Here is a 26044-nt window from a genome sequence, read left to right on the forward strand (position 1 = left end):
ATGTAGGATATCCCCTGCTTGGAGACGATCACGTGCTCGGGCGAGATCGGGTTCGTCTCGTTGGTTTCGATGCCGAGTTCCAGCGAAAGGACGGTCAGGAAGATGATGGCCGGCGCCAGGAACAACAGGGCGATGAGCCGGGTGAAGCCGTCGAAATGGAGGGTGAGGTCGCCCAGCCCGTAAAGGACAAAACCGACGAAAAGGAGCGGCAGCAGGTGGAACAGGAGCTTGAAGCGGAAGAATTTCACCCGCGGGTAGGGCGAGGCGAAAATATGGGCCTGCCCGGGCCCCTCGTTGGGTATGGAGGTGAAGGTGAAACGCGAATTCAAGCCGGAAACGATGAAGACCGCCATGACCAGATTCAGGTAGCAGACGAAGTTCTTGATCGACTGGTGCGGCATGGGGATCATTTTCATGTTGATGACGAACACGGCCACCAGGGCGCCGACGATGAGCAGCTGCGACCATTGGGCGGGAGTGCGCAGGAACGTTTTGACCTCCTTGCGCAGCAGGGGCTGGAAGTCGTTCTTCAGCCGTGAGGGGCGCCAGCGAGACTTGTAATACCCCTTGCCGCCGCGGTTCAGCTTGTCGAACAGCTGCAGGTAAATCTTTTTCCGCAGCCAGAAAACCAACGCCAGCAGGAAGGACGCCAGCAGGACAAAGAGGCCGATGGTTCGCCAATAGGGGGCGTTCTTGTTGTCGGCGACCAGGCTCATGGCCCTGGAAAGCCAGGCAAAGGGGAAATAGTAGAAGACCTTCAGGTCCAGCGATCCCATGTAGCGCAAGACATTGTCGATCTCGCTGGGCTCGAGGAAGCGCTCGGGGCGCAGCAGGCGCATGAAGACGACGATGAAGGAGATGAGGATGATCGAGAACACCGAGAGAACCGGCTGCAGGCGGCGCACCGAAAAGAAGGCCGGTATGACCAGCCCGAGCAGGATGCCGGTCAAAACGCCGCAGGCGATAAAAAGAAGGAACGCGAATATGACCATCAGCACCTGCCCCGCTCCTGGGGCGAACCAGCGGCAGTAGAAGAACAGCACCGGCAGCGAAAAGAAGACGACCATCGACGAGCTGTAGACCGTTGTCTCCAGCATCTTCCAGGCGAAGGCGCTGCGTATAGGCATCGGGGTCGAAAAGAGGAAATGGAGGTCGCGCGAAATGAAGAAGACGTCGAGGGAGGTCAGCAGGGCCGAAAGGAGCAGCATGGAGAAAAGGGTCATGTAGATCATCATCAGCAGCTTCTCGGCCAGGAAGACCTTGAAAACATCGGGAAATTCCTGTGCCTGGGCCAGGTAGCCGAAGATCTTGTTGAAGAAGAAGCCGAGCACCAGCATGAAGAAAAGCCCAAGCAGGACGAAGAGGATGAATTTCTTCTTCTCGCCGCGCGCCAGGGAGTTGCGCAACTGCAGGTATTTAAGCTTCAGCAAGCTTTTCATGCTGCAAAACGGTCTGGAAATAGAACTCCTCGAGGCTCACCTGCCCGGCCAGGGTCATCAGTTCGCCGAGGCCGCCCTGGACGATGATGCGGCCGTCGACGATGACGCCGATACGCCGGCATACCTCCTGGGCCAGGGTCAGGATATGGGTGGCGAACAGCACCGCCGTGCCTTTGGCTGCGACCTCAATGAGGTATTTTTTGAACTTTTTCCCCACCAGCGGGTCGATGGAGACCAGCGGCTCATCGAGCAGCAGCAGCTTCGGCTCGACGGCCAGCGCCTGGGCGATGAGCAGCTTCTGCCGCGTGCCGGCCGAGTAGTTCTCCACCAGCTCGCTGCGGTATTCTTCGAACTCGAAATATTTGAAAAAGAAATCGATCTTTTCCTTTCTTTTGGCGTAGGGAATTTTATAAAGGTCCTGGTAAAAATTAAGGTGCTCTTCGCCGGTCAATTTATAGTAGAGGAAGGGCTGGTCGGGAACATAGGCAATCTTTTTCTTCAGCTCATGGTGCTCGCGGTGGTACGGCTCGCCGTCGATGACCACACGGCCCCCATCGGGGGCCAGGAGCCCGGCCAGCACTTTCAGCGTGGTGGTTTTGCCGGCGCCGTTCGGACCCAGCAGCCCGTAGATCTCCCCCGGGGCCAAGGAAAAAGAAACATCCTTCAGCGCCTCGCGCTTGCCGAACTTCTTGCGTAAACCGGTTACTTCAAGCATGGGGGCATTTTAACATAAAAGTGAGAGTAAAAACGATTTGGGTTGACGGTAGACGGTGTACGGTTGACGGGGAAAATAAGAAATCTGATGAAATTGGCTCCTGACTGAACTTGGATGGAAAGAAAGAACCGGGATAGGCTTTCACCGTTTACCGTATACCGTACACCGTGAACCGTTTATTTCTCCGTGAACGTCCAGCAGCCGTCCCAGTCAACGGGAGGGTTGTCGCGGAGAACCAGGCAGCGCTTGGCGAAGACGCGCGCGGGCGGATCGTCGGCCTCAGCTATGAAGATGTCCAAGGCGGCGGCGAAATCGCCGGCAAGATAAAGATGTAGCCCCTTTTCGAATTTGGCCAGCTGTTCGCCGCTGCCGGCCGGGGCCTTTTCTTTTTCAGCGACAACCTGGAAGATCTCTTCGGGAATTTTCTTGCCCTTGACGCGCACGCGGTCAAGGCGGCGCAGGAGCACCTTTTCCGCCGCCAGGCTTCCGGCCAGGGCGCCGCAAATGATCGTTGTCCCGTATTGCTTGTTGATCCCCTCAAGCCGCGAGGCCAGGTTGACGGCGTCGCCGATCACCGTGTACTCGAAGCGCTTGCGCGAGCCGATGTTGCCGACAATGACCTCGCCGCTGTTGATGCCGATGCGCATGCCCAGGCGCGGCAGACCCCGGCTGGCAAAATCATTGTTCAGTTCCGCCAATTCCTCTTGGCAGCGCAAAGCCGCCAGCATGGCCTTGGATGCCTGCCCGCTAGAAGCCAGTGGCGCCCCCCAGAAAGCCATGATGGCGTCGCCCTCGAACTTGTTGACGAAGCCGCCGTTGTCCATGATCACCGTCGTCATCCGCTCGAGGTAAGTGTTCAGAATGGTGACCACTTCTTCGGGCGGCAGGTTTTCCGACAAGCTGGTGAAACCGGCCAGGTCGGAAAAGAATATGGTCACCAGTTTTTTCTCGCCGCCCAGGTTCAAGCCCTGGGGATTCTTCATGATCTCGGCCAGCAGCGAATCGGAAAGATAATTCTTGAACGCGTTCTGGATGAATTTTTTTTCGCGGCGCACGCGCCGATAGCGCTCGTATACGTCACTGGCCGTAGTCAGGACCAAGCCCAGAAAAAATGGGAAAAAGTCCAGGTCCAGACCGATTTTGAAGATTAGGAAATTGGCGGCCAATGCCAGCAGGATCACGGCCACCGCGGCCAGCACCTGAGCGTAAATGGATTTGATCCGGAACAGCAACCCGTTGAGCGCCGCGATGGCCAGGAAAACCAGGGCCCATTGCAGCCAGGCCGGGAGCACGCGGATGAAATCCCGGGCCAGGAAATTGCATAGCGCCGTGGCGTGCAGATCAAAACCTGCTCCGGCGGCATTGACCGGGGAGGGCCGGTTGTCGAGCAAGCCGGGAGCGGTCGCACCGATCAAAACGATTTTATCCTTGAATTTTTCGATAGGGACAAAAGCCTTTTGTCCCTCTTCCAGGTGCACCTGGGACTGGATCAGCTCGGAGATGCTATAGCGCTGATAGCTGTCCAGGGAATAAAATTTCAGGTTCAGTCCCCCATCGTCGGCAAACGGAATCCCGCTGATCGCCAATCCGGGATCGGCAAACAAGGCCAGGGCCAGAGAAAAGGATGGGTAGAAACGGTCTCTGAAGCGGATAAAATGGTGCAAACGGCGATAAATACCGTCTTGATCGGGATTTTCGGCGACATTGCCGCTGCCGCGCAATTCTGCGAGCAATTGCGGCAGTGGCAGTGATTTTGTCCCTTTTTTGACCGGCAGCCGGGAAAAGCCCGGATCGGCTGGTGAGGCGAACCTGGTTAAATCAATCGTCGCGGTGTCATTGTCGGAAAAAAACAGCGGTATGAAGACGATGCCGGCCTTTTTAATGGCCGCAGCCAATTGCTCATCCTCACCGCCATAGGGGCTTGATTCGCTGAAAACCATGTCCAAGGCGACGGCCTTGGCGCCGGCGGCGCTGAGAAAATCGATGGCCTTGGCATATAGACTGCGCGGCCAAGGCCAGGGAAGATTGAAGTTCTTGCTGTAAAAATCGAGGCTTTCCTGGTCGATTTCAACCAGGATGACCGGTGCATCGATGTGCCGGCTGAAAATACGGATTTTCTGATCATAGATTTTTTTTTCAAACAGCGGCGTGACAACGTGGCTCAGGCTGATGGTGAAGATGAAAAGCAGCGCGGTCGAAAGCAGGAAGCGGCGCAATTTAACGGGAAACGTTCTTGCTGAAGCGGGCGTTGCGCACGCTCATGTCGCTGGCGGGAGCTTTGCCCAGGGCATCGCCCACGTAGTCGATGCGCTTGGCCGCGGATGGATGGGCTGAGAAAGCCTTGGCCTTCTTTTTCTCGACGCCCCGGCATTTCTCGAGCATGGTCAGCAGCGCTTTCGGGTTGTAGCCGGCGGCGTCCAGCAAGTCCAGCGCCTGCAAATCGGCATCCTTTTCCTGGCCGCGCGAATACCCTTTCTGCAGCAGCGTGCCGCTGATATCCAGAACGGAATCCTTGAAGATATTGAGTACTTCACTGCCCGAGCCCATGGCTTCACCGGCGGCGAAGGTGCCCAGGGTTTTCATCCTTTGCGATTTGATCGCTTTCAAGGGGTCCTTGTTCACAATGTGCCGGATCTCGTGGGCCAGGATGGCGGCAATTTCGTCCTCGTTCTCGGCCAGGTCGATGATGCCGCGGCTGATGAAAATGATGCCGCCCGGAGCCGAAAGGGCGTTGGCTTCGCGGCTGTCCAGTACGGCGAAATGGTAGCCGGCGAAAATTTCCGGGCGCTCCGACTTCAGAACCAGCGTCTTGCCGATCAGGTTCAGGTAGCGGCACAATGACGGATTCTTCCACAACGGATACTGGGTCAGGATATTGGCCGCAACGGCCCGGCCAATGTAGTATTCTTCTTCCTCGCTGATCGTGTGCGTGGCGCCGGCGACCAGTTCCACTCCCTTCTTGGCCTTGTTCAGCTGGCTCAAGCTGGGGATCTTGATCGCCGCCAGGAATTGGCAAAGGCAAATGACTAATAACAGTTTTTTCATTTGAGTTTGCCCTCCCTGACAAAAGCGCCCACGTCGGGGTTGGCCACGTCCTGGGCCATGACCCAATCGACGGCAGCAAAATCGTATTCGCGGCTGCCGCGCAACTGTTTCTCGTTGCCCTCGTTAAAGCCTTTGGCGGCCAGTGCCAATTCCTCCTCACTGGCCCCTTTTTTGCCCGGGGCGATGCCGCTCAAGCCGCTTTCCCTGTTCGCGAGCGCCGACTGGTGAACATAACCCTTCACGCCGTTGGCGCTTTTCACCAGATACCAGTTCCCCTTCGTTTCGATCACTTCCAGGCTGGCCCCCTTCTGAATGGATGCCAGGTTGCTGGACAGGAAATCGGGCTTGGCCAGGAGCTGCGCATGCAGCACCTGGACGACAAGGACTTTTCCGGCCAGCAGCAGGGCGGCAACGGCCAACAAGCCAAGGAAAAATATTTTTTTCTTCACTGCTTCACCTCGATAGCGATCGCCGGCGCTGAGCCCGGCGCAATGAATTATAATGCAGACCGGGCAATAATTCAATGGCCGCAAGCAACGGTTTTTTTTATTGTATTTCACGGCGATCGGGTGTATAATGTATTTTATATATTATCGTCAAACCGAAGCCAACCTCCCATTTTGACAAAAAATATCTAAGCAAAAGGAGACGCATATGAAAAGAAAAAAAATCAGCCTGATCCTCTCACTGTGCCTGGGATTCGTTCTGATCCTGGCCGCCGCCGACCCGCTTCCCAAGCCGCAGAGCAAAGACGCCCTGAAAAAAATGGAAAAAGCGGAAAAAGCGATCAAAAACAAGGAGTTTGATGTTGCCCCGGCCCTCTACCAGGAGGTCATCGTCCTGGAGCCTACGTATGCCCCGGTTTATTTCACTTCGGCTCAGCTCCAGCGCGCCAAGAGCGATTACGATGCCGCCCTGGCCAACTACGAAAAGGCCATCGCCATCGACCCGAATTTCGCCCTCGCCCGCAACGAATACATCCGCACGTTGCTGATCCTCGGCCAAAAAGCCGTCGAGGTGCGCGACCTGAAAAAAGCCGCCGCCTACTATGAAAAAATAATGAATTGCCCGAACATCGACGCCACCCACCCCAAGGAACTGCAGCACGCCGCCTACCAGCTGGGGACCATCGCCTACAACCTGCAGGATTTCAACAAGTCGATCGCGGCTTTCCAGCGCTTCCTGGCGATCCCGGAGATCGAAAAAACCTCTCCAGGCAACAGCATCCTGGCTGTTTACATGCTCGGGATCAATTACAGCCGCCTGAATCAGCCCGAACAGGCCAATCCGTTTTTGGAAAAGTTTATCGCCGCCCCGCAGAATGAAACGACAACCCCCTGGCTGCCGCTGAGCTATTACCTGCTGGCCAACAACAATTACCTCTCCCTCGACAAGCAGATTGCCCGCATCAAGGAAAACAAATCGGCCGACGCCCTGGCCACGTTCGACCAGATCGCCGCCGCGGCCAAAGCCAGCACCGGCATCCAGCCGAATTTGCTCAAGGCCATCGAGCTCAAGCCCGATCTCGAGGATGCCTTCGTCAAGCTGGGCAACTATTTCTTTTACTGCCAGGATTTCGACAACGCCCTGAAAACCTACAACGACCTGATCGCCAAGTTCCCCGCTGCCCCCGATATCGCCACCTACAAGTCCTTCATGCAGAACATCGAGAAAGAACGGGATGCACTCAAGGCGTTGAAAAGCAAGAAAAAGACAAAATAGCCGCCCGGGCGCTCAGTTTCTCCCTTTTCCCTTGCAGCGGGCGGATTCACGGAAGCGCTGCCCGGTGACAAGTTCGTCGACGACCACGTCCAGGAAATACTTCCCCTTCTTGGGGAAAGTGTAAGGAACTTCGATAACAAAGCTTTTTCGGGCGGTGAAGGCGGCGCGGCTTTCAACGAATTCACGCGTCAGCGAGAGCCGTTCCAGCTTGACATAATCGCAAAAGACATCGACCGCTAGCGCAAAAGCGCTGCGGACATCGTCGCCGCGCTCCTCCACGACGACGGTTTTCACCGGTATCTCGATCAGCAGCCCGGAAGGGGTGCAGGCAACCTTGAAGCGGAAATAATTTTCTTTCCCGGCCGAGTTGCCCAGCTCTTTGACCCGTTCGATCGCGTCAAGCAGTTCCAACGGCCAGGGGTCGAGCCTGAATTTTCCGAACCCTTCACGGTCGATGAACTCCAGGCGCAGGGCGAAGTTGTAATAGACCCACCCCTCGGCGGCCTTGGCGCGCGGGTTGTCGAGCATCGGCAGCTGGTCGCGCTGGTCGGGGAACCCCAGCATGAGCAGGACATGCCCCCGCTCGCTATCCCAGCCGCTGCCCGGTTGACCCCTTTCCTGGAACCAGCGGTTGGCGAATTCCACCCGCTTGCTGAAATCCTCCTTGAACTCGTTCTCCTCGCTGAGCGGCGTCGGGTCGCGTTTCTTCCAGAAGTCGGCGATGAATTCGTCGCGGGCTTGGTCGTCGGCCAAGTGCTTGAATATCTCAATCTCGACTTTGGTCATGATCAGCCCGACCTGGTCGAAAAAATTTTCCTCCGGGCCCGGGCCGGCCTCGTTCCCCTGAGCAACAGCGGCACAGCCCAACAGGCAGACGGCCGCCAGAATCCTTGCGCACGTTTTCATATTGGCTCCCATGTTTTTCACATTCATTTTAGTCATTTTTTTCCCTAATGCAACCGGCCGAAGCATGTTGACACGAAATTTTCAAAGCGATATAGTAGGCAAAAAAATGAAAAAGAAAGACCTCCAGGCGCATGGCGGAAAAAAACACCGGCCGGCACGGGCATTGGTTTACCCGGCGCTGGCGCTCGCTGTCCTGGCCGTTTGTTACCTGCTGTTCGGAGCCTCGCTGCGCGGCATGCTCCGGCTCCGGCAGCTGCGTAGGCTGAACGTCATCCTGATCACCCTGGATACGCTGCGCGCCGACCACCTCAGTTGCTATGATGAACGTTTCGTCAAAACACCCAACTTGGACAGCCTGGCCGCCGATGGAACCCTTTTCGAGCAATGCGTCGCCCAAACGCCGCTGACACTTCCCTCGCACGCCACCATCCTCTCGGGCACCTACCCGTTCTACCACCAGGTGCGCGACAACGAAACAACCAGGGTCCCAGTCGGCCTGACGCTGATTTCCGAAGTGTTCCAAAGCCGCGGCTTTGCTACCTCGGCCTTCATCGGCGCCATGGTCCTCGACTCCAATTTCGGCCTGGACCGCGGCTTTGACGTTTACGCCGACCGTTTCGATGCATACAACCCGCTCAATCTCTGGAGCGAAATCCGTAAACCCGCCGACGCCGTTCTCGGCGAGGCGCAGCTCTGGCTCGGGCAGCACCGGGACAAGCGTTTTTTTTCCTGGATCCATCTGTACGACCCCCACGCCCCCAGGAACCCCCCCACCCCTTTTCGCCAGCAGTAACCCAAACACCCCTACCGAGCTACCGTGGCTTTCATGGATGCTGAATAGGGAAAAATAATCAACTTTCTCAAGCAGAGTGGACTCTGGTCGAATACGCTGATTGTGGTCGTCGCCGATCACGGCGAGGGCCTGGGCGACCACGGCGAGGAGACCCACGGTTTTTTCATTTACCAGGCCACGGTGCGCGTCCCCTTCCTGGTTCACCTCCCGTTCGCGGCGCCGAAAAAAAGGCTGACAACCTGAAATACATCCTCGCCCCGCGCGAGGAACTGTACGACCTGGAGCAGGATCCCGGCGAGACCAACAATCTGGCCGGGCAGCGGCAGGATGAGATCAAGCCGCTGCGGGCCAAGCTCAACCGCCTGCTCGCTGCCGGTCGAGGGGAAGCGCTGACACCAGACCGCCCGAACTTGGGAGCTGAAACGCGGGAGAAGCTGGCCTCGCTGGGCTATATCACCTCCGCAGTCAACCCGCCGCTATCTGGAAAAGCCGTGGATCCCAAAGACAAGATCGGCATCATTGAAAAATTGCGGTCTGTCAAGGAATTGGCCGAAAAAGGGCGCTGGCCTGAAGCGGGGATCATGGCCCGTGAGATTTTACGCGTCGAACCCCAGATCGGCCAGGCCAGGATCGCCTCGGCCAATTCGTACCGGGCAGCCGGTAATTTCCCGCAGGCCATAGAAGAATTGCGCGCGGGGCTCTTGTATCATGGCGACGACGACCAGCTTCTGGCCTTGCTGGGAGAGACCCTGTCCGTGTTGGGCCGGTACCGGGAAGCATTGGCAGCCTTCGAAGGTTGCCTGGCCATCAACCCGCGAAACCCTGCCAATTACAACAACCTCGGCCTGGCCTATTTGAATCTCGGTGAGGTGGCCAAGGCTGAGAAGGCTTACCAGCACGCACTGGAGCAGGACGACCACTATGCACTGACCCATGCTAACCTGGGTCTCCTCTATATGATCGAATTGCACGACTACCGCCGGGCCGAGGAATCGCTGTTGACCGCCGTGGCCTTAAATCCAAGACTGTTTTTGGCTCACGATACATTAGGCGGGTATTACACGAGAACCGGAGAATTCAACAAAGCCGCCCAGCACTGGCTGCGCTGCCTGGAAATCGAACCGACAAACTACAATACCTGTTTCAATCTGTTCATGCTATTTGCAAAAAAGTTGCATGACCGCCCCAAGGCCCTGGCTTTTTACGAACGCATCCGGCGCGACTTTTATGCAAAACTGCCGGAAGCGGAACGGAGCAACATCGAAGCGATTCGCAAAAATCTTGATTGAGCCCCCGGTTCTCCCCTGGACGCAAGACACGCGACTTAGAATATTTTGTCTAAATACGGATTTCAATGGGGCCCATAGAAGAATATCAACACCGGCGGGACCAGCAGCAGCAGGGCGATGACCAGAAAATAAATCTGCAGCTTGAACAACCACTTGAACCATTTTTCCCAGGCGATTCCGGCCAGGCCGAGGACGCCCATGGTCACGCCCGAAGTGGGCAAGATCGGGTTGATCCAGCCGTCGCCGAACTGAAAAGCCAGAACGGCCGTCTGCCGGGTGATGCCGACGATATCGGCCAGCGGCGACATGATCGGCATGGTCAGGGCGGCCTGGGCCGAGCCGGAATGGACAAAAAAATTGATCACGCCATGGGCGATGAACATCGATTGGGCGGCAAACACGGGGTGCATGCCGGTGATCAGCCCCGACAAGCCATGGAGCAGCAAGTCCAGGACGCGGCCATCGCTGGCGATGATAAGAATGGCCCGGGCGCAGGCGATGATCAGGGCGACGCCGACCATGTCCCTGGCGCCGTCCTTGAATTCGTCGGCGATGCGCGCGAAGGACAGCTTGCCGAATTTCCCGGCCACGATGCCGAAGGTAAAAAACACCGCCGCGATTTCATTGATATACCATTTGTATTTCAAAATGCCGAAAATCAATACCGCGATCGCGGCCAGGAACAGCAGCAGGATGACGCGGATGTTCCAGGCCAGGGTTCCGTCCGCGCCGGCCTGGGCGTCGGCGGTGATTTTTCGTTTCCGATCCAGTTCGAAGACAATGCTCTTTTCGGGGTTTTTCTTCACCCTGGCCGCGTAGCGCGTCAGGAAAAAAATGATCGATCCGGTGCTGATGAACCAGATGACGATGCGGTAGCCGATGCCCGAGTACAAGGGGAGTTCGGAGATGCTCTGCGCGATGCCGATGGTGAAGGGGTTGAAAATGGCTCCGGCGAATCCGGCGGCGGCGCCTAGGAAGGGGATCGCGGTGCCGACCAGCGAATCGTAGCCCAGCGAAATGGCCAGCGGTATGAAGATGAGCACGAAGGGAATGGTCTCTTCGCACATGCCGAAGATCGCACCCGCCAAAGAAAACAGGATGACGGTGATGGGGATGAAATATTTCTGCAGCTCGGGGCGCTTGGCGAACGTGAAGGCCGTCCGCTGCACGCCAATGGCGATGGCCCCGGTCTTTTCGATGACCTTGAAGGCGCCGCCGAGGATGAAGAGAAAGACGATGATCTGGCCGGCCTGGACAAAGCCTTTCATCGGCGCGATGATGATCTCGCCGAACCCCTGCGGGGCGCTTTTCACGTAGGCGAACGAACCCGAAGCGATCTGGGTGCGGCCGTCGACAACGGCCCGCTGGTACTCGCCGCCGGGGAGGATCCACGTCAGCATCGCGACGGCGATGACGATGATGTAAATCATGACCAAGGTATTGAACTGGAATTTTCCTTTCATATGTGCTTTCCTAAATCGACCCCGAGCGAATGGCGCGAGCGCATACGCTAGCGGTCCTTCTTCATCAATTCCAGGGCGATGGCGCAACCTTTTTCTAGGTCGGCCTTCAGAATGAATTCATCGTTGGCATGGGGGTTCTGGGCGCCGATGCCCAGGTTAATGGCCGCGATGCCCCTGCCGTTGAGCGAATTCGCATCGCTGCCGGCCAGCGAGGCCACCGCGACCGGCGTCAGCCCGACCTTGGCCATGACCGCCGCCACCTCGCGATAGATTTCAGCCTCGGCCGGGATGCGGTACGGTTTGAAATCCCATTCGTGGCTGAATTTTAGCCCGGCGCCGGCAGCGCTGGTTTCCTTGGCGAAAACCGACTTGATTTCCTGGATGATCTCGTCGATCATGGCCATTTCCGTCGATCGGACCTCCCCGGTCAGGCGCGTTTCTTCAGGAACGACGTTGACCGCGGATCCGCCGCTGATCAAGCCTACATTGACCGTGGAAGCGGCGCCGATGCGGCCCTGCTGGATTTGGCTCAGGGCGCGGGCAACGACGGCGATCGAATTGATCCCCTTTTCCGGCGCCAGCCCGGAATGGGCGGCCTTTCCTTTCACCACGACATTGAAATTCTTCGCCCCGCAGCTGGAGGCGATGAAAGTACCCGGAGGCAACGATGAATCAAATATGAAGCATTTTTTTATTCGCGCAACGACCTCCAGGTTCATCGATCCGGCCAGGGACGATTCCTCGCAGGTGGTGAAAGCCACGGTAAAATCGTTGGCGATGTTTTTTCCCTTCAGCGCTTTTTCCAATGCGCAGAGGATCATCGCGATGCCGGCCCGGTTATCGACGCCCAGGACGGAAGTCCCGTCGGAGACAATGCGGTCGGCAAGGACTTGCGGTTTCACGGCGGCCGTCGACCGGGCCGTATCCATGTGCGCCAGGAACATGGTATCGCCACCGCCACCGACTTCGCAGATCAGGTTACCGGTGTCGCTTCCCGTCTTGCCGGATGATGCATCCAAACGGGGTTTCAGCTTCAAGGCGCGCAAAAAGCCGTGGATATAATCGGCGACAGGCTTTTCATGCTGGGACAGGGCGTCAATTTTTATCAGCTGCAAAAATATTTCGTGCAATCTATTTTTTTCCATAAAAACCTCGGTGTCCAATTTTGGTTAGCATTCCATTGAACCCCTCTTAAAAAATGAAGGGACGGCCCTTTGCCGCAGCAAAGAGAGGGAGCCCGCGGGGGCTCCCCTCTCTCAAAATCGCACGTTCAGGTCAGAAATCGAAGCGCAGGCCCAGGCGGAAGACCCTGGGGTTGAGTATCTCGTAAGGCTGGCCGAAGCGCGAGCTGTTCATGCTGGTTTCCTTGTCGAGTACGTAAGCGCTGTTGAAGATGTTGAAACCGTCCAGCGAGACGAACAGCCGGCCGATGTTCTTGAGCTGGAACATTTTTTCCAGGCGCAGATCCAGCATGGTAAAGGTCCCATAGCGTTGGCTACCGTGCTTGTAGACCAGCACGGTCGGCGGTGAACCGTCCCAGTAGCGCGAATCGGTGTCCAGTTCCAGGATCGGGTCGAAGACGTAGCCGTCGCGGAACTGCAGGGACGCTCCAAAATTGAGGCCCCAGGGCAGCTGGTAGACGCCGTTGAGCTTGACCATCCAGCGCGCGTTGCGGCTGCCGGAGGCGGTGCCGTTGATCAGGTCGACCGGCGCATAGTTGGTCGGATCATAACCCGGGACGCTGCCGACCAGATTGCTGACATAGCCCAGCGACGAATCGACATGGCGTTTGGAGCTCTGCAGCGAAACCGACGCCATGAGCATCCACTTGTTGGACATCGCCTTCTTGAGGGTCAGGTCGACGCCGTCGTAGATGACGTGGGAGTCCTTGACGTTTTCGGCGCGATAGGCGCCGGTATAGTAGACATACGAATCGTAGGTGTCCCAGTAGCTGTAGGTGGTGCCGTCCTGCTTGAAGGTGTAATCGCTCCAATCGGAGGGTTCGACCAGGCGCACATTGCCGTCGCCGTCTTCGACATAGGGATGGTTCCAAGACTGGTTCCATATCTTGCGGTGGATGTAGTTGATGCCCACGCTCACGTCGGTCAGGATCTCCTGCTCGACGCCGAGGGTGAATTCCATGTCCTTGTCCTGGGTGAGGTTGGGATCGACCAGGTTGGCGGCATCGCCGGAAACATAGGCCTTGTTATCTGTCTGGTCCCTGAGTGCCAATTCCCCGGCGTCGACGATCTGGTTGTGGTTGACATCACTCCAGTTGAAGCGGTTGCGGGTCAACACCTCGAAGGGAACCTGCAAGCCTTGGGTTGAATCAAAGTTCATAACGCCGCCGTAGATGGCGAAGTTGCCCTTGACGACCGTCTTGCCTTTGCCGGTAACGTCCCAGATGAAGCCAAGCCGCGGCGACAGGAACTTCAGGTCGCAGGGGAAATCGGCCGCCGGCCGCGAGGTTTCCGGGATGTTGGCGTTGATGTTGGTGTGCGTTTTCGGATTGTAGACGCTGTTCAGCAGGGCGACGTTGGTGCCGGGGATGGTGATGGCATTGATCCCGCCCCCCTGCATGTCGAAGCGCAGGCCGAGGTTGACGGTCACCCGGCCCATGGAGATGGCGTCCTGGAAATAGGCCGAGAAGCGGTTGTAGTCGAAATCGTCTACCCAGCGCCGGTCGACGCGGACCCCTTTTGAAGACTTGGCTTGGGCAATGGGAGTGAGGGCGTCGTAGACATAGGCGCGGACGCCGTTGCTCTGGCCACCCTGCTGCAGGGCGTGCATCATGCGCGTGTTGATGCCGAACATGATGTCGTGGCTGCCGAAGGGAAGCTTCTCGGTGTAATAGTTGAAGCTCAGCGTCCCCTCCCAGTAGTCCTGCATGAAGTCCGACCAGGAGCCGGAGTTGTATCTCCAGCCGGCGTCATAATCGATGTAGGTGATCTTGTCGAGGCCGCCGTTGGGGACCAGGTGATAGATGGACTTGTAGAAGGAGAGCTTGAGCGAGGTGAACAAGTCGCGGCCGATGGAGAATTCGTCCTGCAGCTTGATCAGCCAGGAAGGGCCGGTCTGGTTGCGGGCGGCATCGAGCCGGTCGAGAGGATTGCTCTTGCGGTTGTCGCGCGTCTTCTGGCTCCACATGGCGTACCCTTCCAGGCGGTGGCTGCCGAGATTGAAGTCGACCTTGCCATTGTAGGTGGTCAGCACGGTCTTGTCGGCGTTGTCGAGCATGTCGACGTTGTTGATGTCCTGGATGCCGAACGAACCCCAGAACCAGGCCTTGCCCTTGACGATCGGCCCGCCGATGTTGAAGCCGTAGTCCAGGATATGGTTGATGGTGTTGCCGCTGAGCCCTTCCTTTTCCAGCCCCGCGGGCAGGTTGGTGCCCTGCAGCGATTTGTCGGTCCAAAAGAAGCGGCCGCCGCCGAAGAGATTGTCCTTGCCGCGCTTGGTGACGAAGTTGATGCTGACGCCGCCGGCGATGGCGGTGACGTCGTTGGCCGCGGTCTGGATCTGCATCTCTTCGAACATGTCGTAGTCGAAATAGGTGCCCGAGGATCCCGGCGACGTGGGATCGGTGACTTCGACGCCGTCCAGGTTCCATTGCGAGTTGGCGCGGTTCTCGCCGCGCGAGTCCCAGGAGCTCTGCTGGCCGGACGCGTTGCCGCCGACATTCTCGCGGTCGATGGTCAAGCCCGGTGTTTTCTGCAGGATGACCCAGGGGTCCCTGGCGGTGGGCAATGCTTGCAAGGCTTCCTTGGTCACGTTGGTGGCGGCCGTGGTCTTGCGCAGGTCAATGACCGGAGCGGCCGCGACGACCTCGATGCTCTCACTGAGCTGGCCCAGCTCCATGGTGGCGTTGATGGTGACATTCTCGCCGACGGCGACGCGGATGCCCTTGCGCACCTGGGTCTTCAGCCCCTCCACTTCGAAGCGCAGTTCGTAGTCTGCTGCCGGAGGCAGTGACAGGAAGCGGTATTGGCCGGTTTCCGACGTGAGGGTCGTCAGCTTGCCGGCGGTCGTCGAGGTCAAGATGACCTGGACCCCCGGTATGCCGTTGCCCGAGGCCTCAACGACCGTCCCGAAGATGTTTCCCGTTTGGGTTTGGGAATACACCAGGGCGGTCGACCTTGCGCAGGCGTTCTGGGGAAATATTCATGAACATATGAATAGAATAGTTATTTTCAATTGTCAATAGTGAAAATAATTTTTCTTTTTTTACTTCCGGCGTTGACAGCCAATGAAAATTATTATAATTTAAACCCAAATGGTCATCGAAAGGGTATGGCGATATGAAATCGCAAGCGAGATTTTAAGGAAAGTAAATGAATAGAAATTTAAAGGAAGAAATTAAAAGAGGCGCCCCCACCTACTCGCGAATGCAGAAACACCTGGCCAACTTCCTGGTCGACAACTGGGCCGAGATCCCCCTGCTTTCCATCGAAAGGATCGCCGAGAAAGCGGGGGTGAGCATGGCGTCGATCACCCGCTTCACCCGCAAGTTGTCATGCCAGGGTTTTCATGATTTCAAAAACCAGGTGAAACGCGAGCTCATGCAGAACATCGCCAACCCGCTGGACCGTTTTTTTTCGATTCCCAGCGACTTTCACGGCAAGAAATCGCTGATCAAGGCGGCCCGCCAGGATGTCAAGAACATCAACCGTTTGCTGGCCTCCATCAGCGAGAAAACGTTCCTGCGCCTGGTGGACATGATCGAGAAGGCGAACATGATTTTCACGTTCGGCATCGGCATCTCCTCGATTTTTTCGAGCTTGATCGCCTATACCTTCAACCAGATCGAAAAGAAGACCCACAGCCTGGATGAGGGCAGCACCCCGGTCGAGGAGAAGATCTGCCATATCGAAAAGGATGACCTGATCCTATTTTCATCCTTTTTCCCCTACTCGCGCTCGACGGCCTTTTCACCACTTCCATTTCGGCTTTGTCGGTGCTGCTGAACGCCATCGCCACCGAGATCGCGCTGAAAAAAAAGGAATTTCTCAGCCAGACGCTGAAGGATATGGACCGGAAATTGCGCTCGTTTTACATGTGAGCGGCCGGACCGGTTTCAACCCGGCCCTTGCCTGAGGGGATGATTTTATTTTTGTTGGCTGCTCAGTCCGGCCACGATTTTTACGATATCGGGCTGGTCGGCCACCAGCGCCAGTGAAGCGCTGAACGCTTTCAATGCCTCGTTTGGGTAGTTTTTCTTGAGGCAGGTTAAACCGATCAGATTCAGCACCCGGATATCGCTGTTGTAAATCCCGTTGGCCGCCCGCAATTCGTCCAGGGCTTCGTCGTATCTCTCCAAGCCGAAGAGAGCGGCGCCGCGCAGAGCGTAAAAATCGAATGCCGCCTTGGTGTCGCCGCGCAGCGCTTCGCTCGCCGCCAGGGTGGCGGCAAAATTTTTCAAGCGGTTCTCGATGCGCATATACTTCAGTCGCGCCTCGACGAAACCGGGTTCGCGTGCCAGGGCGGCCGTGAACAGCGCCTCCGCCTCTTCCAGTTTGCCAAGGTTTTCATACTGCATGGCGCGGATGAATTCGTACTGCGCCGGTGCTTGCACCGACAGCGCCTTGTAGCATTCAACCGGGTGGGCGACGACCGGCAGGGGCGAAATGCTGAACCGGCATTCGTCCACGGCGGCCACGATGCCGCTGGCCGTGACCAGGTGCAGGATCACTCTATAGTAGTCCGGAGCGAAGCGCATGTCGTCCAGGGGGAAGAAAATGTTCATCGTCTCGGCGAAAGGATGCTCGCGCAAGCGGATGGTGCGCTGCTGGCGGAAGGGCGCCCTTTCGTTCAGCCCCGCCACTTCCAGTTCGATCCTTCCCTGCTCCCAGAGCTTCTGGTCGACGTGGATGACTCCAGCCAGTACGATTGGCTTCTCGTCCATGCCGAACGCAGCTTCCGGGTCAAGGTACAGCTTGCGCTCGCCGAAACGCACAAAGATGTTGCGATCGGTGACGCACACCGAAAGGTTGCCCTCCCCCGGCAGGAGCTTGCGGATCATCGAGAGGATCTTGGGCGGCACGATCGCGCCCTTGATGTCCTCCACCGTCGCACAAAGGTCAATTCAAAACTCTTGCTGTACTGGTAGACGGCCTTCTCCTCCTGCTGCAGGCTGACGTTGAGCTTGAGATTGAGGGTGTACTGGTCCCGGTCGGGATTGTAGACCAGGGAGATCTTTTTCGGCTTCAGTGAAAAAGCCAGGAGGGCGCAGTCGAAACGCGGGTCCCAGGTCAGGGCCACCAGCCCGGTGCACGGGATGTAGTTGACCGACGACTCGATGTTGACGAACCCCTTGTAATTCAGGAAGTTGGTGGCGTAGCTGGAACTGATCGTCCGCGTTGGCGACTCGATGATGCGAGCGAGGATCAGGCCGTTGCGCAGCGATGGCCGGTTTTCACTCTCCGTGTCATTCGGGATCATGCTCAAGGCCGGACCGGCCAGCGTGGGGGCGATCTGGTTGATCTTGGCCATGATGGTGCCGTAATCGGTCTCATCCATCAACCGGCTCACGTTCAGCAAGGCGGCGGGGCCATCGAGCGACGGATTGTAGAGTTTCCAGTCGCCGGAGCCGCGCGGACGGAAGAAGGTGACATTGAAATAAGCGGGCAGTCCGGCCGCTGCATCGCCGCTGTAGTACCAGACCTGGACCGGGTACAGCTCGGGGTTTTCGTCGAAACGCTCGATGCTCCTCGGCTCACCCAGGATCATGTAGAAGCGCCCCATGTCGCTCATCCAGCCGGGCCGCGAACCGTGGCCGAAGCGGCGGTTGACATGCTCGAAGCGCCTCTCGATTTCACTCTTGTACTCATTTTCCGGGGTACCCGGGCTGGGATCGCGCTGCTGCCAGAAGATGTTGATGAAATTATCACGGTCGCGGTCGTTGCGCAGCTTCAGGAAGACCTGTTTTTCCTCGGCGCTGATGAGCGCGTTCACCATGTCGGACCAGGCCTGGAAGCGAGGTGCCAACTCGGTTTGGCCGGCCGCCGGGTTGGCTCCGGGCTTTTCGGATTGCATGCCGGAGGCCGATGGCACGGCCAGCGAGGCCAGAAACAGTAAAACGAGCGCTTTTTTCATGGCGTTATTATATCCCGGCCCTGGGGCGAAATCAATTGCTGGCAGCGGCTCCGCGGTTGACATGCCCGGAGAAGTTGGCTATGATGGGCCGATGGCCAAGCGCATGAAAGCCAAAGCCCCGGTGCGACCAGCGTCCCCGCTGCCCAGGCGCCGGTTTCTTTTTCGCCTGCTTTCGGCTGCCGTTGTCCTCGCCGTTTTGACTTGTCTCTTCGGCAGTCCGGTCAAGCGTTTCTTTCATTACCGGAAGTTAAAAAGCTGCAATGTCATCCTGATCACCCTTGATACGCTGCGTGCCGACCATCTCAGCTGCTATAATCAACAATATGTAAAAACGCCCAACCTCGATGCCCTGGCCGCTGCCGGGACCGTGTTTGAGCGCTGCATTTCCCAGGTGCCGCTGACCCTGCCGGCCCACACCACCATCCTTTCGGGGACCTACCCCGCTTTCCACCGCGTGCGCGATAACGGCGGTTTCGTGGTTCCGGAGGGGCTACCGCTCGTCTCCGAAACCCTGCGTCAGGAAGGTTTTGCCACCGCCGCCTTCATCTCGGCTTACGTGCTCCATTCCAAGTGGGGACTGAACCGGGGCTGGGACTATTACGGCGATACATTCCATTATAGCAAGGTGAAAGCCCTGTCGCTGAGCAATATCCAGAAGATCGCCGGAGAGGTATTGCCCGAGGCTGAAGCCTGGCTGGGAAAAAACGGCAAGAAGCGTTTCTTTTCATGGATCCACCTCTACGATCCCCATGCCCCCTACCAGCCACCGCCACCCTATGATTCGCTGTACCCGGGCAATCCATACCGGGGCGAAGTCGCCTACATGGACGCCGAGCTGGGAAAGTTTTTTGCGTTCCTCAAGGCGCAGGGGCTTTGGGAAAACACCCTGATCGTGGTTACGGCGGATCATGGAGAAATGCTGGGAGAGCACGGCGAGGACGGCCACGGCTTTTTCGTCTACGAGGGCGCGGTGCACGTTCCCCTGATCATCCGTTCGCCATGGCACCTGCCGGCGCAGCGAGTGCAGACGACGGTCGAGCACGTCGATGTCGTTCCCACAATTCTGGAGGCGCTGGGCGTCAGGGCCGGGAAGACGCTCCAGGGCAAGTCGCTGCTGGGGCTGGCATTCGGCGCTGCGGCCGAAGGGTTCGGCCAGGGCTTAAGCGAAACCTGGTATCCGCGGCTGCACTACGGCTGGGCCGAACTGACGGCGATCACCAAGGACGGGTTCAAGTTCATCGAAGCGCCGCAGGAGGAACTGTACGACCTTGCTGCCGACGGTCCGGCTGAAAGCGAGAACCTCTGGCTGAAGCGCTCGGCCATGCGCCGCCAGCTGAAGGAAGCGCTGCGCGATTCCCTGGCCGCCATCGGCCGCGGCGCCCTCTCCCCTGCCGGCGAAGCGGCCTTGAGCCAGGAAGACCGCGAAAAGTTGGCCGCTCTGGGTTACCTCTCCACCGTGGTCGCCGCCACGGCGAAGTCGGTCCTGATCGACCCAAAGACGAAGATCCAGGTATTCAATGACATGATGCGGGCGCGCAGCCTGCAGGACGCCGGGCAAACCGGGCAGGCCATCGAACTGGTGAGCGCCATCCTCGGCCGTGACCCCGAAATCATCGACGGCCGGATGCTTCTGGGAAACCTGTTTTTCAAGGATAAGCGCTATGGCGAAGCCCTGGCCGTCTACCGCGAGGTGATCCGGCGAAAACCGGACTACAACTTCGCCATGCTCAACGTGGTCAATTGCCTGATGGCGCTGAAGCAGTACGACCAGGCCGAGAAAGAGATCCATGCCTTCCGGGTCGTTTTTCCCCGCGACCCGACCTTCCTGCAGCTGCTCGGGCAGGTCGCCGCGCAGCGGCAGCAGCTCGATGCGGCGCTGGACCTGTTCCGCCAGGCCCTGGCCATCGATCCCAAGTATGCCGAGGCTTATACCAAGATGGGAGAGATCTATTTCCAGCGCCAGGACCTGACCAACGCTGAAAGGTGCTTCGCCCGGGCGCAGGAGATCAACCCCGAACTGGCGCGCGGCTCCTTCACCCGCGCCCTGGTGGCCGAAGCGCACGGCGATTGGGAACTGGCCCGCCAAGCCTACCTGCGCGAACTGGAAATAAACGGCCAGAACTACAAGGCCGCCTTCAACCTGGCGCAGGTTTACAAGAAGCTGGGGCAAATGGATGAGGCGCTCCGTTTTTTCCGGTTGACCACGGAGATCAACCCCGGATTCAACCTTGCCTTTTTCCTGATCGCCAAGTACGATTTTGACCGGCGTCAGGACCTGGAAGAAGCCATTGCCATGTGCCGCCGCGGCCTGGCCATCCAACCGGCCGACAAAAACACTCCGCACGGCTATTTCCTGCTGGCCGACATCTACGCCTATCTGAGCGAACCCGCCAAGTCGCGGGAAAACTTCCGCCTCGGGCAGCGTTCCATGTCCTCGTCGCCCAACCCGCCACGATGAAGGAGAGCACTTCTTTTCCGGATCGATGAACCAGCGTAAACTTGCCGCGGCTCTTTTTTCTTTGTTCGTGGCCCTTTCCGCGCAAACAATGGAGGAGCTGGGACTCAGCCCGGAGCAGTTGGAGGAGAAGCTGTTTCTTTTGGTCAACCGGGAGCGGAGCAGCCACGGGCTGTCCGAGCTGCGCTTGAACCCGCTGCTGCGCTCCCTGGCCCGCGAGCACAGCAAAAAAATGGCGCGCGAGAGGCAACTGGCCCACGATTTCCCCGGCTATGGACGGCTGGCCGTCAGGGCCCGCAACGCCGGTTTGCGCTTCCTGAGCATCGGCGAAAACCTGGCCGTCGGCGATATTTTCATCATGCGTTTTTTTCATGAACGGATGATGGAGAGCCCCGGCCATCGCGAAAACATCTTGTTCGCTGACTTCACCGACTTGGGCGTCGGCATCGAGCTGAGCGGAAACAGATACTATGTCACCCAGGAGTTCGCCGGCCTTGACGAACCTTGAACATCAATACAGGTTCTTTTTAATCTATCTCAATCCAAAAACTCACCCCCTACCCCCTCTCTTGTGAATAGAGGGGGACAAAGTCTTCGCCCCTTCTCTTCGGGAAGAGAAGGGGCTGGGGGATTTGAGTTGTTTTTTTATTCAATCGATCGCGACCGACTATTTCGTGGGGTCGAAACCGAGGAGCTGGATCTTTTCATACCAGTTGACCAGGCTGGCCAGGGCGGCGTAGAGCATGATGATGGTGGTCGACTTGATGACGATCTTGTACCACAGCTTATTGGCGTACTCTGCGAACAGCACCTGCAACCCCCTCATGACGATGTAGCAGGCGATGGCAAACAGCGTATAGTTCATTTTTCCTCCTTTTTCCTCAATCTATCAGATCATTTTACCTGGAAATGGCCGGTTAGGGAACCAAGGTCAACTTGACGATCTCCGAGCGCGACAGGAAACGCATTGGCGGCCCCCAGGTGCTGGTCCCGGCGCTGGTGTAAATATGGGCCCGGCCCAGGCGATAGAGGCCGGCGGGATACTTGTAGATCAGCCAGACCAGGAAATCCATGGGTGGGATCTGGCCGGCGTGGGTATGCCCTGAGAGCTGCAGAACGATCCCCGCCTGCGCCGCCCGGGCAAAGCGGTCGGGACGGTGGTAAAGGAGGATCTTGGGAACATCCGTGGCCGCAGTGCGCAAGGCCTCATCGAGGTCGGGGCCGGCGAAGGCGAAGCTTTTTCCGGCATCGTCGTCCAGGCCGATGATACAGAGTTTTCCGTCGATGTTCCAGGCCTGGTTGCGCAGGATGCGCCAGCCGCATTTGCGGGCCAGTTCGCTGAACAGATCGATCCCGGCATAAAATTCGTGGTTGCCGGTGACGGCCACCACGCCATGCCTGGCCTTGAGGCCCATCAGCAGACGGCAGTACTCCCCGCTTTGACCGATATCGCGGTCGAGGACGTCGCCGGTGATGCATATCAGGTCGGGGGCCAGGCCATTGACCCGTTCAACGATCCATTGCAGGCGCTTGAGCGGGGTCAGGTTGCCCAGATGCAGATCGGACAAATGGACGATGGAAAAACCGTTGCATTCAGGACGCAATCCGGGGATCGGCACCGCGATCTCCCTGACCCGCGGGTGGCGCTGTCCGTTGTAGATGGAGAATCCCGATACCAGGGAAATAATCAGCAGAGCCGCAATGACCAGCCATCGGCGGCTGCCGGGAAAGAGCAGCGAGGCAACCGCTTCCAATGCAAAGAAGGCCAGCGAGATGGCCACGATCCCCAGCCAGAGCGAACCGAAAAGACGCAGGGAACCGAACAGCCGCGAACGGCTGAGAGACTCGGCCAGTATGAAGCTCAGGGCCGCGGCCAGCATGAATATTTTCAGGGCCAGGCGCGGACCGGCCGTCAACGACAGGCCGTTGGCGACGCGCTGGTAGATGAACCAATGCATTCCTCCATAGATGCTCAGGGCGATGACGATGAAGACGATGAAATAAATCTTGGGCATGGTTCTCCTTTTCGTTAGGGAACGCAAATTTGCGTTCCCTACACAACCTACTTCACGATGTTTCCGCCCCGGCGCATCACGGTTTCCTGCCGATCAGCAGCGACGCGTCGAAAGGAGTCTGGCGCCGGACGATCTTTTTCAATCCGGCATCCCGCATCCAGCCGCCCAATTCCCTGGCGGTGAAGGTGTCGCCCGCCCGGGTGGCGACAAGCATGTTCAAGGCGAAAAATGCCCCCGTTGCCGGCCGGGTGCGGCCGGGGTCCATGACGAAGTCCTGGATGACCAGCTGCCCGCCCGGATTCAACGACGCGGCGGCGCGGGCGATCAGGCGCCGGTTTTCGGCCGGGCGGTTCATGTGGACGATGGCCGAGAGGAGAACCAGGTCGTAACCTTTTCCCCAGCCGCCGCGATGGAAGTCGCCGGCTAGAAAATCGAACCGGGGAAGCAGCCCGGCCCGGGCGACGTATTGCCGGGTCAGCGACAGCACCTCGGGCAGGTCGAAAGCCGCGACCGAGATGCTTTTTTTGGCCCGCGCCAGGGCCATGGCGTACGCGCCCGAACCGGAACCGATATCGAGACAGCGGTTCACTTTCGTCAAATCGAGAAGCTTGACGATCTCCGGAGCCTGGGGCGTGGCCCTTTCATGCATGGCGGCGATGAATCCCTGCAGCCTTTTTGATCCTGAACCGGATTTTCTGTCAATGACGGAAGTGCCGCGGCGCACGGCGGCGCTTAGGGTGTGCCAGGTCTGCCACTGGTTGGAGCTGTGTGCCAGCCCGGCCAGGAATTGCGGCTCTCCCGCCACTAAAAAATCACGGGCAATTTTCGTGTTGACGAATTCCCCCTTGTTTTTTTTAACCAGGCCCAGCACACATAGGGCGTTCAGTAACCGGTCGGTGGCCCGGGCATCGGCGCCGATGATTTTCGCCAGCTGTTCCGAACTCATTGATTTATCAGCCAACTTGGAAAAAAGGCCGAGCTCAAAAGCGGTCAGGATGATCCGGCTGCGGCGAAAACCATAGACCGCCGCGCGCAACTGGGCGGGCGAAGTGATGGGTTCATTTTCCCTGTTTGCTAGAAGCGGACGTTGATGATGGCTCATAGGTTGGGGAAAAGCTCGCGCAGGATTTTCAACGATTCGGGGAACAGGCCGTCGAGCGCCACGTATTCCCATCCGGCTTCGGTGATCAGCCAGCGCTCTTCCTTGCGCAGCCGGCAGCTGAAGCAGTAGTTTTCACCGGAAAAGCGGATCAGCTTGCGGAAGGCCTGGGCGGCTCCGCTGGAAAGGGAGATGTCGGTCTCGAGCGCAGCGCTGTTTGGACTCTCGATGACGATGCGCGAGGCCAGGAGATGGATCACGATGCCGCGGTAGCGACTGAAATATTCTTCGACCATGGCCGCGGTTTGCTCGCGGTCGCGACCGCTGAAATCGCGGTAATCGGGAGCCAGGTGGACGATCAGCCCGTCGGCGTCCCTTTTTTCGGCGCTGGCCGCCATGTCGGCCACCAGGGCGGCGATGATCTCGCTCTCGCTTTTTTTACGGCAGGAAACCGACGAACCGCCGAGCAGGATCAGCGCCAGGAGCGCGACAATTTTTTTCCTGGCGTTCGTCATATCTTGTTCAACGCCTGGTCCAGGTCCTGGATGATATCGTCGGCATGCTCGCCGCCGACGCAAAGCCGGACCATGGTAGGCGGAATGCCGGCCAGGCGCCGCCCTTCATCGCCCTGCTGCTGGTGGGTCGAGATGGCCGGGATGGTGGCCACCGACTTGATCCGCCCCAGGTCGGTGGCGCGAAATATCCGCTGCAGCTGGTCGAAAAAGCGCCGGGCGTCGGCCGGGCTTCCCTTGATAGTGAAGGAAAGCAAATGGCCGAAAGCCGGCCGGTCGCTGTCGACCATGTGCAAGTAGCGCGAAGCCAGGCCGTGCAAATGGTGGCTGGACAGGCCCAGGTAATCGACCTTTTCCACGCGCTTATGACCGGCCAGGAACCCGGCCACGGCCATTGAGTTCTGGGAAAACCATTCAACCCTGATGCGCAGGGTGCGCAGGTCGTTGAGAAGGAAAAAAGCCGAGAATGGGGACATGCACGCCCCCGAGTCGCGCGCCGGCCACAGTTTCAGCCAGACGGCGTAGTCCCCCTTAGCTTCCGCCGGCAGGTGCCGGCTGACCAGGTCGTGGCGGGCGATCACCGCGCCGCCGATGGCGGCGCCGCTGCTGCCGATGGTCTTGGTCAGCGACTGCACCACGATGTCGGCCCCGTGGGCCAGCGGCCGCAGCAGAGCCGGGGTGGCGATGGTGCTGTCGACGATCAACGGGATCTGGAAACTGTGGGCCAGCTTGGCCAGGACCTGAAGGTCGGAGCATGCCTGCTGAGGGTTGGAGGGCATTTCGGTGTATAAAAAACGGGTTTGCTTGTCGACCAGTTTTTCCCATTCCTCTATTTTCCACGGCTGCGCCACCCAGCGAACTTTGGCGTTGCGCTCCTTCAGGCGCACGTTGAAAAACTGGAACGTCCCGCCGTAGACCTGGGCCGAGGAGACGAAATTCAGCCCGTGCGGATCTTCATCCAGGACCAGCAGGGGTTCGACCGCCTGCTTGATCGCCGCCATGCCCGACGAGGTGCAAAAAGCCGAAGCGTCGAAGGAACAGCCATAGGCTTCGAGCAGCGAAAGGGTCTCCTCGAGAAAGAAATTGGTCGGATTGTGGATGCGCGAATAACACCAGGTGGGTATCCGGTAAGACAGCCCGGCCTCCATCTCATCGCTGTCGCGGTAGCCCTGCGACGTAGAGGGAAACAAGGGTTCGATGACCCCCCCCTGCCCCTTTTCGAAGGCCTCCTCGACCGAGTACATCCCGTGCACGGCGATGGTGTCGAAGCGCAGCCGACGCACTTTTTCCCGGTAGGCTTTTCTCCTGGCCGTGCATTCCTGACCGCGCCGAATATATTCCTTGACGCCGGCCGATTCAGAATGGCTCATGATAGTCTCCTAAAATGCATGTTTTCCTAACCGAACATTTCCTTGCCTGACGAGTGTCGTTTCGGCTTGACATGTGACCCCATTCAGCCTAAAAAATTTAATAGCATAGGAAAAATTAAAAGTCAAACC

21 protein-coding genes and 1 pseudogene are annotated in these 26044 nt (G+C 58.2%); 6 read left to right on the forward strand and 16 right to left on the reverse strand.

Features of this window, described 5'->3' with window-relative positions; genetic code table 11:
• The 5 genes from NTW95_07285 to NTW95_07305 form a co-directional block, all read right to left on the reverse strand.
• The coding region (locus NTW95_07285) for a hypothetical protein (protein ID MCX6557215.1) at window positions 1-1439 on the reverse strand (1439 nt) is incomplete at its 3' end.
• Window positions 1417-2154 (reverse strand): ABC transporter ATP-binding protein, encoded by a 738-nt coding sequence (locus NTW95_07290; protein MCX6557216.1) that lies wholly within the window; start codon window positions 2152-2154, stop codon window positions 1417-1419. The genes NTW95_07290 and NTW95_07285, both read right to left, overlap by 23 nt.
• Window positions 2155-2330: 176 nt before the next feature.
• Complete coding sequence (locus tag NTW95_07295; GenBank protein MCX6557217.1) at window positions 2331-4370, reverse strand: adenylate/guanylate cyclase domain-containing protein; 2040 nt, start codon at window positions 4368-4370, stop codon at window positions 2331-2333.
• A gap of 1 nt (window position 4371) precedes the next feature.
• The gene (locus tag NTW95_07300; GenBank protein ID MCX6557218.1) at window positions 4372-5199 is read right to left on the reverse strand and encodes a M48 family metalloprotease; all 828 of its coding nucleotides are present in this window, start codon (window positions 5197-5199) and stop codon (window positions 4372-4374) included.
• Window positions 5196-5648 carry an SH3 domain-containing protein gene (locus NTW95_07305; protein MCX6557219.1) on the reverse strand — a complete coding sequence of 151 codons (453 nt, stop codon included), beginning with the start codon at window positions 5646-5648 and terminating at the stop codon, window positions 5196-5198. The genes NTW95_07300 and NTW95_07305 overlap by 4 nt, the downstream gene beginning before the upstream one ends.
• Before the next feature lie 205 nt (window positions 5649-5853).
• Here NTW95_07305 and NTW95_07310 point away from each other — a divergent pair, with 205 nt between their 5' ends.
• Entirely contained in the window at window positions 5854-6921 is a 1068-nt protein-coding gene (locus NTW95_07310) for a tetratricopeptide repeat protein (GenBank protein MCX6557220.1), read from the forward strand.
• A gap of 12 nt (window positions 6922-6933) precedes the next feature.
• Here the strand turns inward: NTW95_07310 and NTW95_07315 are convergent, their stop codons facing one another.
• Window positions 6934-7863 carry a GWxTD domain-containing protein gene (locus NTW95_07315; protein MCX6557221.1) on the reverse strand — a complete coding sequence of 310 codons (930 nt, stop codon included), beginning with the start codon at window positions 7861-7863 and terminating at the stop codon, window positions 6934-6936.
• Window positions 7864-8062: 199 nt separating this feature from the next.
• Between NTW95_07315 and NTW95_07320 the strand changes: the two are divergent.
• Together NTW95_07320 and NTW95_07325 are read left to right on the forward strand one after the other, a co-directional pair.
• A pseudogene (locus NTW95_07320) lies at window positions 8063-8863 on the forward strand (sulfatase).
• 167 nt (window positions 8864-9030) lie between these two features.
• Window positions 9031-9909: a tetratricopeptide repeat protein gene (locus NTW95_07325; protein ID MCX6557222.1), complete on the forward strand. Its 879-nt coding sequence runs from the start codon at window positions 9031-9033 to the stop codon at window positions 9907-9909.
• A gap of 62 nt (window positions 9910-9971) precedes the next feature.
• Here the strand turns inward: NTW95_07325 and NTW95_07330 are convergent, their stop codons facing one another.
• The 3 genes from NTW95_07330 to NTW95_07340 form a co-directional block, all read right to left on the reverse strand.
• Window positions 9972-11372: a TIGR00366 family protein gene (locus tag NTW95_07330; GenBank protein ID MCX6557223.1), complete on the reverse strand. Its 1401-nt coding sequence runs from the start codon at window positions 11370-11372 to the stop codon at window positions 9972-9974.
• 47 nt (window positions 11373-11419) lie between these two features.
• Window positions 11420-12517, reverse strand: coding sequence for a M20/M25/M40 family metallo-hydrolase (locus NTW95_07335; protein ID MCX6557224.1), 1098 nt, complete (start codon window positions 12515-12517; stop codon window positions 11420-11422).
• 130 nt (window positions 12518-12647) lie between these two features.
• Window positions 12648-15494 carry a carboxypeptidase regulatory-like domain-containing protein gene (locus NTW95_07340; protein ID MCX6557225.1) on the reverse strand — a complete coding sequence of 949 codons (2847 nt, stop codon included), beginning with the start codon at window positions 15492-15494 and terminating at the stop codon, window positions 12648-12650.
• A gap of 209 nt (window positions 15495-15703) precedes the next feature.
• On the opposite strand from NTW95_07340, the gene NTW95_07345 reads away from it, so the two are divergent.
• Window positions 15704-16336 (forward strand): MurR/RpiR family transcriptional regulator, encoded by a 633-nt coding sequence (locus tag NTW95_07345; protein MCX6557226.1) that lies wholly within the window; start codon window positions 15704-15706, stop codon window positions 16334-16336.
• 140 nt (window positions 16337-16476) lie between these two features.
• Here NTW95_07345 and NTW95_07350 read toward each other — a convergent pair whose 3' ends face one another.
• Both NTW95_07350 and NTW95_07355 read right to left on the reverse strand, forming a co-directional pair.
• Window positions 16477-17436: a tetratricopeptide repeat protein gene (locus NTW95_07350; protein MCX6557227.1), complete on the reverse strand. Its 960-nt coding sequence runs from the start codon at window positions 17434-17436 to the stop codon at window positions 16477-16479.
• Window positions 17388-18464, reverse strand: a complete 1077-nt coding sequence (locus NTW95_07355) for a GWxTD domain-containing protein (protein ID MCX6557228.1) — start codon at window positions 18462-18464, stop codon at window positions 17388-17390. Before NTW95_07355 ends, NTW95_07350 begins: the two co-directional genes overlap by 49 nt.
• 91 nt (window positions 18465-18555) lie before the next feature.
• Between NTW95_07355 and NTW95_07360 the strand changes: the two genes are divergently transcribed.
• On the forward strand, window positions 18556-20922 hold the full coding sequence (locus NTW95_07360; GenBank protein MCX6557229.1) for a sulfatase-like hydrolase/transferase: 2367 nt from the start codon (window positions 18556-18558) through the stop codon (window positions 20920-20922).
• A gap of 25 nt (window positions 20923-20947) precedes the next feature.
• Window positions 20948-21427: a CAP domain-containing protein gene (locus tag NTW95_07365; protein MCX6557230.1), complete on the forward strand. Its 480-nt coding sequence runs from the start codon at window positions 20948-20950 to the stop codon at window positions 21425-21427.
• A gap of 159 nt (window positions 21428-21586) precedes the next feature.
• Here NTW95_07365 and NTW95_07370 read toward each other — a convergent pair whose 3' ends face one another.
• The 5 genes from NTW95_07370 to NTW95_07390 form a co-directional block, all read right to left on the reverse strand.
• Complete coding sequence (locus tag NTW95_07370; protein ID MCX6557231.1) at window positions 21587-21784, reverse strand: hypothetical protein; 198 nt, start codon at window positions 21782-21784, stop codon at window positions 21587-21589.
• Between the two features lie 52 nt (window positions 21785-21836).
• Window positions 21837-22934 (reverse strand): metallophosphoesterase, encoded by a 1098-nt coding sequence (locus NTW95_07375; protein MCX6557232.1) that lies wholly within the window; start codon window positions 22932-22934, stop codon window positions 21837-21839.
• A gap of 76 nt (window positions 22935-23010) precedes the next feature.
• A complete protein-coding gene (locus tag NTW95_07380; protein MCX6557233.1) occupies window positions 23011-24036 on the reverse strand; it encodes a methyltransferase in 1026 nt (341 codons plus the stop codon).
• Window positions 24033-24548, reverse strand: a complete 516-nt coding sequence (locus tag NTW95_07385) for a hypothetical protein (protein MCX6557234.1) — start codon at window positions 24546-24548, stop codon at window positions 24033-24035. The genes NTW95_07380 and NTW95_07385 overlap by 4 nt, the downstream gene beginning before the upstream one ends.
• Window positions 24545-25915 (reverse strand): aminotransferase class I/II-fold pyridoxal phosphate-dependent enzyme, encoded by a 1371-nt coding sequence (locus NTW95_07390; protein ID MCX6557235.1) that lies wholly within the window; start codon window positions 25913-25915, stop codon window positions 24545-24547. Before NTW95_07390 ends, NTW95_07385 begins: the two co-directional genes overlap by 4 nt.
• Between the last annotated feature and the right edge of the window lie 129 nt (window positions 25916-26044).

It is taken from the genome of Candidatus Aminicenantes bacterium (genome assembly GCA_026393795.1).
GTDB lineage: Bacteria > Acidobacteriota > Aminicenantia > UBA2199 > UBA2199 > UBA2199.